The organism is Novosphingobium sp. (assembly GCF_032093395.1).
GTDB lineage: Bacteria > Pseudomonadota > Alphaproteobacteria > Sphingomonadales > Sphingomonadaceae > Novosphingobium.
In genome coordinates this window covers 1-6,642 of the sequence record NZ_DAMDBA010000136.1, presented here as the reverse complement: position 1 = coordinate 6,642, position 6,642 = coordinate 1, and the positions used below count along the sequence as shown (strand labels likewise).

Below are 6,642 nucleotides of genomic sequence, written 5' to 3'. Positions count from 1 at the left end.
ACATGGCATCACCTTAGCCACGCTCAGAGCTAGGGCAAGGTCAGCTTCCCCCGACTTAGCTGACCTTCACGTGGCCTCTGTGGCGCCATGAAAGCAGCCGATCGCTGGGTTGGCCACAATCTGAACGGACGGACGCTATTCAGAGGGCGAATCGAGACCCTCTACGACCAAAATGTCGGGGAAAGCGGTCGTCAGACGCCGCTTTGCATGCCCGCCCGGTAAGCGCGCCTGAGCCTCCGTCCACAGTTGATCAAAGCCGCGCCGAGCATGCCAAAACTGAGCACCCAGCCCATGGCCACAGCGGCGTCGTCACGTTCGTGCGCTGTGATCCACGCGAGGCCGGGTAGCAATACGCCGATCAACAGCACGCCATATCCTATCGCGGCGACGACGTAACCGGCCTTCAACAAGCGCTGGTCCAATTGGTTCGGTCCTAGCTCGCCCATCTGCACCTCCTGGCGTCAAGATCAGCACTGTAACAGAATATGCTATTGTCAGCTATGTCGGCGGGTCCGGTCAGGCCGCTTTCCGATTAAAATCGTGCAATCTTGCCCTTCCGGTTTCGGGAGCGCGGCTGCGCATAGCCCACGACGAAATTGGGCGCAGAGCAGCCGCCGAGCTGTAGGCCCTGGGTCCTTGCAACGGCAAGGATCCAGGGAAGTTTCAGATTTCGGTGCCCTCTGCGAGCGTCAAAGCGTCCTCCACGTCCACGCCAAGGTATCTCACTGTGCTTTCGATCTTCGTATGCCCAAGCAAAATCTGGACGGCGCGGAGATTTCCAGTCGCCTTGTAGATGATCGACGCCTTGGTCCGACGCAGAGAGTGCGTGCCATAATCTTCGCCGGGCAGTCCGATCCCCGTGACCCATTCGTCAACAAGGCGAGCATATTGCCTGGTGCTTATGTGGGCTGCGTGATCGGTACGGCTAGGAAATGCAAAATCCTTCAAGGATCCACCTCTCAGTTCCAGCCATTTGAGCAGGCTGGCGCGAGCATCGGTCATCAGTTCAAACTGAATCGGTCTGCCGGTCTTTTGCTGTACGACCGTGGCCCGTGTTCGAATTTTCCGATCACAAACGATATCGCTGATCCTGATCTTCACCAGATCGCATCCGCGAAGCTTGCTATCGATGGCCAGGTCAAAGAGGGCACGGTCCCGGATCCGCCCATGCTGGTCGAGAAAGAAACGGATCGCCCATATCTGACGGGGCTTTAGCGCCCGCTTCGCACCAACCTTGCGCCCGGCGTTCCAAGATACCCGCTCGCGAGCGCGGGATCAAACTCTGATAATCCCATGACACATCTCCTATGGCCGTGACGGCCATAGGTAGAACGCTTCAGGAGAGGCCGACCCTTTGTCGCCATTAACCGTAAATTTTAGATTCCTAGGTGCGGACGGTCCGCAATCTCGGTAGGTACCGACCAACTCAAGCCGATCCTCGGCAGCCGCGTGAGTGGCTGCGCGCCAGGAACCCATTCCGATTACCGGCCAAACTGCCCGAGGATTACCGTTTGGGCGCAAAAGTGTGCGAGAACCTCCTCTCTAGACACTCCGTGAGGGGGCGTAGGCACGATACAGTCGCCTGTTGGAATCGCCGATCTGGGATGGCGCGGGCACCGCGAGTTTCTTGCGATCGCCAGTGGCTTGCTGAACCACCCGCATGGTGTGTCGCTACCCGACGGCGAAACGGGTAAGCGACACGCTCTGACTTAGCGGCAGACACGAACTCGGCGATGATGACGCCATTCAGTCCAGCAGCGGCGATGATCCCGATATCCGCGATTGCTCCAATGGCGTGGTCGGTCATATCTGCGATAATCGCGATAGCGATGGTGGTCCCGATCCAAATGCTCCCAGCGATGATGGTCACGAGGGTGGGCTTCTGCCGAGGTAGTCATACCGATGCCGGTGACTGCCATCCCAAGAGCAAGAGATAGCTTGAGAATTTTCATAGTCGCCTCCGTTTTGGGAGGTCAGCCATGGGCGAAAAACATGAATTGCTGCTGTACGCTTCGGCCAACCGCACCGCGTACGCCGTGTATTGCTGCGATCCCGCTTAAAGCCCGCCGCTCAGCCGCGCTGGAGGCAAATTAAGCGGAGCATGCACTCTTGCGTGGCAGCGGATCGATGTTGCGGTTCAGCGCCAGACACTTGAATTCAATGGGCAGACGGAGATGTGGTGGCAGCAGCGGTTACGCTTGCTGGCTGCACTCTGGCCTCCGCCTGATCTGACGCTTTCCCGCCCTGACGGACAAATAGGCCGCCAGTGCTCGGCGGTCATGCAATCAGGGTTTGCAGTTGTACTCAGCGAGCGTCTTCACCAGCTGCCCGTTCGCATCGACGATACCCATTCCAATTCCCGTCACCCGGCCCACGGCGCGGGGCGGACGTGTCGCCATATCTGCGACATACTTTCCCAAATTCGGACTGGTCTCGTTCGCGAGCAGGGTCAGGTGTGGATCGAACTGCATGAATACGTTCGGCGATCCATAGCGTTCGAAGGCCGGAAGCTTTGCAGGGTATTCCTTCATCCAGGACGGCGGGGACAGATCGTGCGATCGCAGTGGTTCTGCCGCAAGCGTGATCTCGTCGGCCAATCGTTGCAGCGCGGCCGTTCGGTCAACCTTCAGGAACAGCCAGTTCGAGGCGGTCCTTTCAAGGCCGGTGGCAGCGAGGGGGAACTGTCTGCATGCCTTCGTCGCCCTGGCGACAGCGGCTTTCAGCGCAGGCGCCGCGGATACAGGGTATTGCGTCAGGTAGAGCGTGACGTGTGCCGGGTGGCCTTGGGCATGAAACGTGGTCATCCCCCGGGCGGTGAGATCGACGCTCGCCTTTTCCACTCCCTCAACGATTGATGGCGAGGGAATCGCATAGATGTCGATGCTGACCCTGTCTTCGGCTTTCGCGTGGCTAGCCCAGACCAGCGATGCAATCAGGGCCATCAACGGCATTCGCGACATACGGATCAACTCACACCGTGAGAAATGCAGGGTTGGTGATCTAGATCTAGCAGCGCGTTTGGCCAGCCTGCAAATCCAGCGGGCGTTTCCGGGGGCGCCCCTTTAGGGCCGTTCAGCCCCCATCCGCATCTTGGATGCCGAAGGCTCGTTAGACCCGCTACCTGATTGGCGCCTTGTCCGGCCCGATCACTCAGGACGGACAAGGCCTTGGCTGGCCTCAATAGCTGGCGCGAAGCGTGAGCAGAACGTTCCGCGGCTCGCCATAATTGTTGTACGTGTTGATCGAGCCGACGCGGACATAATAGACCTTGTCGAACAGGTTGTTCGCGCTCACGAAAGCACGCAAGTGCTCGTTGAAGCGGAAGCCCAACTGCGCATTGGCGATGGCGAAGGCGCCCTGCTCGCGTACCCCTGCAACACCGGCGCCGACAACGCCGCTTTGTGCGTTGAGGCCGATCGCAGCGAACGCCCCGCCCAACGCTTCAGGCTCGTATCGCGCATAGGCCTTGAACTGGTGGCGCGGCGTGAAGATATCGAATACCGCGCCCTGCTGGCTGGCAGGTGCCACCGCATATTCCGTCTTCACGTTGGTATAGCCCAGCGTCAGGTCCAGCCCAGCGATCGGACTGCCGGTCGCTTCGAATTCGAACCCCTCGATCTTCACTTCGCCTGCCGCGACGTAGAACCCGGGCGCAGTCACGTCTTCCAGCAGACGATTTTTGTCCTTGCTGCGAAACATGGCAGCGGTGGTATTGAGCCTGCCATCAAGGAAGCGCCCCTTGAGGCCGATTTCATACTGCTGCCCCACACGCGGATCGAGCACGGTGCCGTCCTTGCGCAGCGCGGTCTGCGGATTGAAGATGTCGGCATAGCTGCCATAGAGCGTGACGTTCTCGGCAAGGCGCAGCACCGCGCCGACGCTGGGGGTGAATTGTCCGCGCTCTTTCGACGTCACGCGAAACTGGGTGACAGGCGACGGTGCGATACCGCGAGTGCGGTTGGTATAGTCACTGATCCGGCCACCGAGCACGATCGTCAGCGGCTCCAGCGGACGCAGGCGCAACTGCGCGTGAAAGCCCGATTGCCGCAGGTCCGTCTCGCTGCCCGAGGTGAAGGCACGGGCAGGCTGCGGAACAGAATCTGCATCGAAAATCGAGAACCGCCCCGCCACCGTCTGGGATCTCGACAGAAACTCAGTCGTGCGCATGTCGAAGCTGTAGCCGATGGTCAAGTTATGCTGGCGTCCGAACAGTGTGAAGGGGCCAGTCGCATAGGCGTCCAGCGCCTCCTTGCCGTTCTCGCCCTCGCTGCGGCGGTTCACATAGGTGGCCGTAAGCGTCGCGGGATCGACGCCCGTGCCGGGCTGGATGAAGGCGTCCATCCACGAGCGCGGAATGTCACGCTTCAACGCGCGCACCACGATCGACCAGTCCCCCATGCGCTGCTGTACTTCGGCGGCATATTCCACCGTCTTCTCGGTGAAGACGTTCCAGTCCGGCAGGTGCTGGAAGCTGCGCGGAAAGTTCAGGAAGCTCTGGTTGGAGAACGCCGGCTGCCCGTTCATCGGGGTGTTCGCCTTGTTGTCCTGGTACGAGATCGAGGCGCCGATCGTCGTGCTGGGCGTCAGGTCGTAATCCAAGGCGCCATAGGCGATCATCTTGCGGGCATGCGACTTCGCCTGGAAGAAATCACGATCGGTCAGGCTGGCCACCGCGCGCACGCGCAGCCGCCCGGCTGCGTCCACCGGGCCGCCTATGTCGAACTCGCCGCGATAGTTGTTCCACGAACCGGCCGACAGGGCCCCGGAGACGGCCACCTTGTCCTGTCCGCGCTTGCGGATGAGGTTGATCGTGCCGCCTGGCGAACCCGATCCCCGGAACAGGCCGGTGGGTCCACGCTGCACTTCCATGCGCTCGTAGATCACCAGATCAAACTCGGGCACGCCGGACGAGAACGTCGAGGGGATGCCGTCGTAGGCATAGTCCAGCACGAAGCCGCGTGCGCGATAGTCCGGGTTGGAGCCGTCGAAAGGCATCACGGTGATGCCTGTCACCTGCTGCAGCGCCTCGCCGATCGTGAAGAAGTTGCGATCCTCTATCTGCTCGCGCGTCACCACGCTCACCGATTGCGGGATTTCCAGAAGATCGGCAGGCGCCTTCCCCGCCACTGTCGCCTTCTTGGGCGCGTAACTGTCATCCTCGCGGATCGCAGTAACCGTGATCTCGCCGCGATGGGCGGATGCCCGGTCTTCGGTTTCGGCCAGCGCAGGCATGGCGAACAAAGGCGCGCCCAGCAGGGCCGCCGTCAAATGCAGTCGGATCAAAATTACCCCCGTTTTCAAAATTCAAATGTTATGGTATATCATCTCTATAAATTGACAAGAGGCCAACCATGACCTTCCAGCAGAACATCGCCCCGGCCGCCGATGGCCGCCTGCCCGTCACCGTGCTCTCGGGCTTTCTGGGCGCGGGCAAGACGACGCTGCTCAACCACATCCTCGCCAATCGCGAAGGCCTGCGCGTGGCAGTGATCGTGAACGACATGTCCGAGGTGAACATCGATGCCGATCTTGTCCGCGGTGGCGGGGCAGCGTTGTCTCGCTCCGAGGAAGCGCTGGTGGAAATGACCAACGGCTGCATCTGCTGCACCCTGCGCGATGATTTGCTGCAGGAAGTGCGCGCACTGGCCGAGGCGGGCCGGTTCGACTACCTCGTGATCGAAAGCACCGGCATTTCTGAACCTCTGCCCGTCGCCAGCACCTTCTCTTTCCGTGACGAAGCCGGGCATTGCCTCGGCGATGTGGCGCGGCTTGATACGATGGTCACCGTGGTCGATGCGATCAATCTGCTGAAGGACTATTCCAGCCAGGACTTCCTGGCCGATCGCGGCGAGGCAGTGGGCGAGGAAGACTCGCGCAGCCTTGTCGGCCTGCTGGTGGAGCAGATCGAGTTCGCCAACGTGGTGATCGTCAACAAGGCGTCATCAGTAACCCCCGAGCACCTCGCGATCGTGAAGAAGCTCATCGCCAGCCTGAATGCCGATGCGACAATCATCACCTGCGACCACGGCAGGGTGGCGCTTGCGAAAATTCTCGCCACCGGCACTTTCGACGAGGAAAAGGCGGCGCAGCACCCGCTCTGGACCAAAGAACTCTATGGTTATGCTAGCCACACGCCCGAGACCGAAGAATACGGCATCGAGAGCTTCGTCTACCGCGCTCGCCGCCCGTTCGATCCAGCCAAGTTCCACGCCTTCCTGACGACTGACGGTCTCGACGCCGTGGTGCGCGCCAAGGGCCACTTCTGGCTGGCGACCCGGTCCGACTGGGTAGGCGAACTGGCCGTCGCCGGATCGCAGACCATCACCTCGCGCATGGGGCGCTGGTGGGCGAGTATCCCCAAGCACCAGTGGCCGGATGACGACCGTTTCGAGAACTTCGTCGCTGCGCACTGGACGGCGCCATGGGGCGATCGACGGCAGGAGCTGGTCTTCATCGGCATCGGAATGGATGAAGGTCGCATCCGCACCCGACTGGATGCCTGCCTCGTGCCTGGCGACACCTTTCTCCCCGCTCAGTGGCTGGATCTCCGCGATCCGTTTCCGGCCTGGGGCGAGCAGGCAATGGAGGCGGCACAGTGAGCATCGTGGCACTCGAACGCACCCGCGCCGCGTGGATCGCCGA

General features: G+C 61.1%; 4 protein-coding genes and 1 pseudogene. 1 reads left to right on the top strand and 4 read right to left on the bottom strand.

Translation table 11 applies throughout. The features are described from left to right. Window positions 1–191 precede the first annotated feature (191 nt). The 4 genes and pseudogenes from RT424_RS23675 to RT424_RS23660 all read right to left on the bottom strand — a co-directional run bounded on the left by RT424_RS23675 (window position 192) and on the right by RT424_RS23660 (window position 5,268). Window positions 192–446 carry a hypothetical protein gene (locus tag RT424_RS23675; protein WP_313443235.1) on the bottom strand — a complete coding sequence of 85 codons (255 nt, stop codon included), beginning with the start codon at window positions 444–446 and terminating at the stop codon, window positions 192–194. Between the two features lie 217 nt (window positions 447–663). Then, window positions 664–1,295: pseudogene (locus tag RT424_RS23670) on the bottom strand (tyrosine-type recombinase/integrase). A gap of 990 nt (window positions 1,296–2,285) precedes the next feature. Beyond that, on the bottom strand, window positions 2,286–2,942 hold the full coding sequence (locus RT424_RS23665) for a 2'-5' RNA ligase family protein (RefSeq protein ID WP_313443232.1): 657 nt from the start codon (window positions 2,940–2,942) through the stop codon (window positions 2,286–2,288). A gap of 235 nt (window positions 2,943–3,177) precedes the next feature. Then, on the bottom strand, window positions 3,178–5,268 hold the full coding sequence (locus RT424_RS23660; protein ID WP_313443230.1) for a TonB-dependent siderophore receptor: 2,091 nt from the start codon (window positions 5,266–5,268) through the stop codon (window positions 3,178–3,180). A gap of 83 nt (window positions 5,269–5,351) precedes the next feature. Here RT424_RS23660 and RT424_RS23655 point away from each other — a divergent pair, with 83 nt between their 5' ends. After that, window positions 5,352–6,599, top strand: coding sequence for a GTP-binding protein (locus tag RT424_RS23655; RefSeq protein ID WP_313443227.1), 1,248 nt, complete (start codon window positions 5,352–5,354; stop codon window positions 6,597–6,599). The last annotated feature ends 43 nt before the right edge of the window (window positions 6,600–6,642 follow it).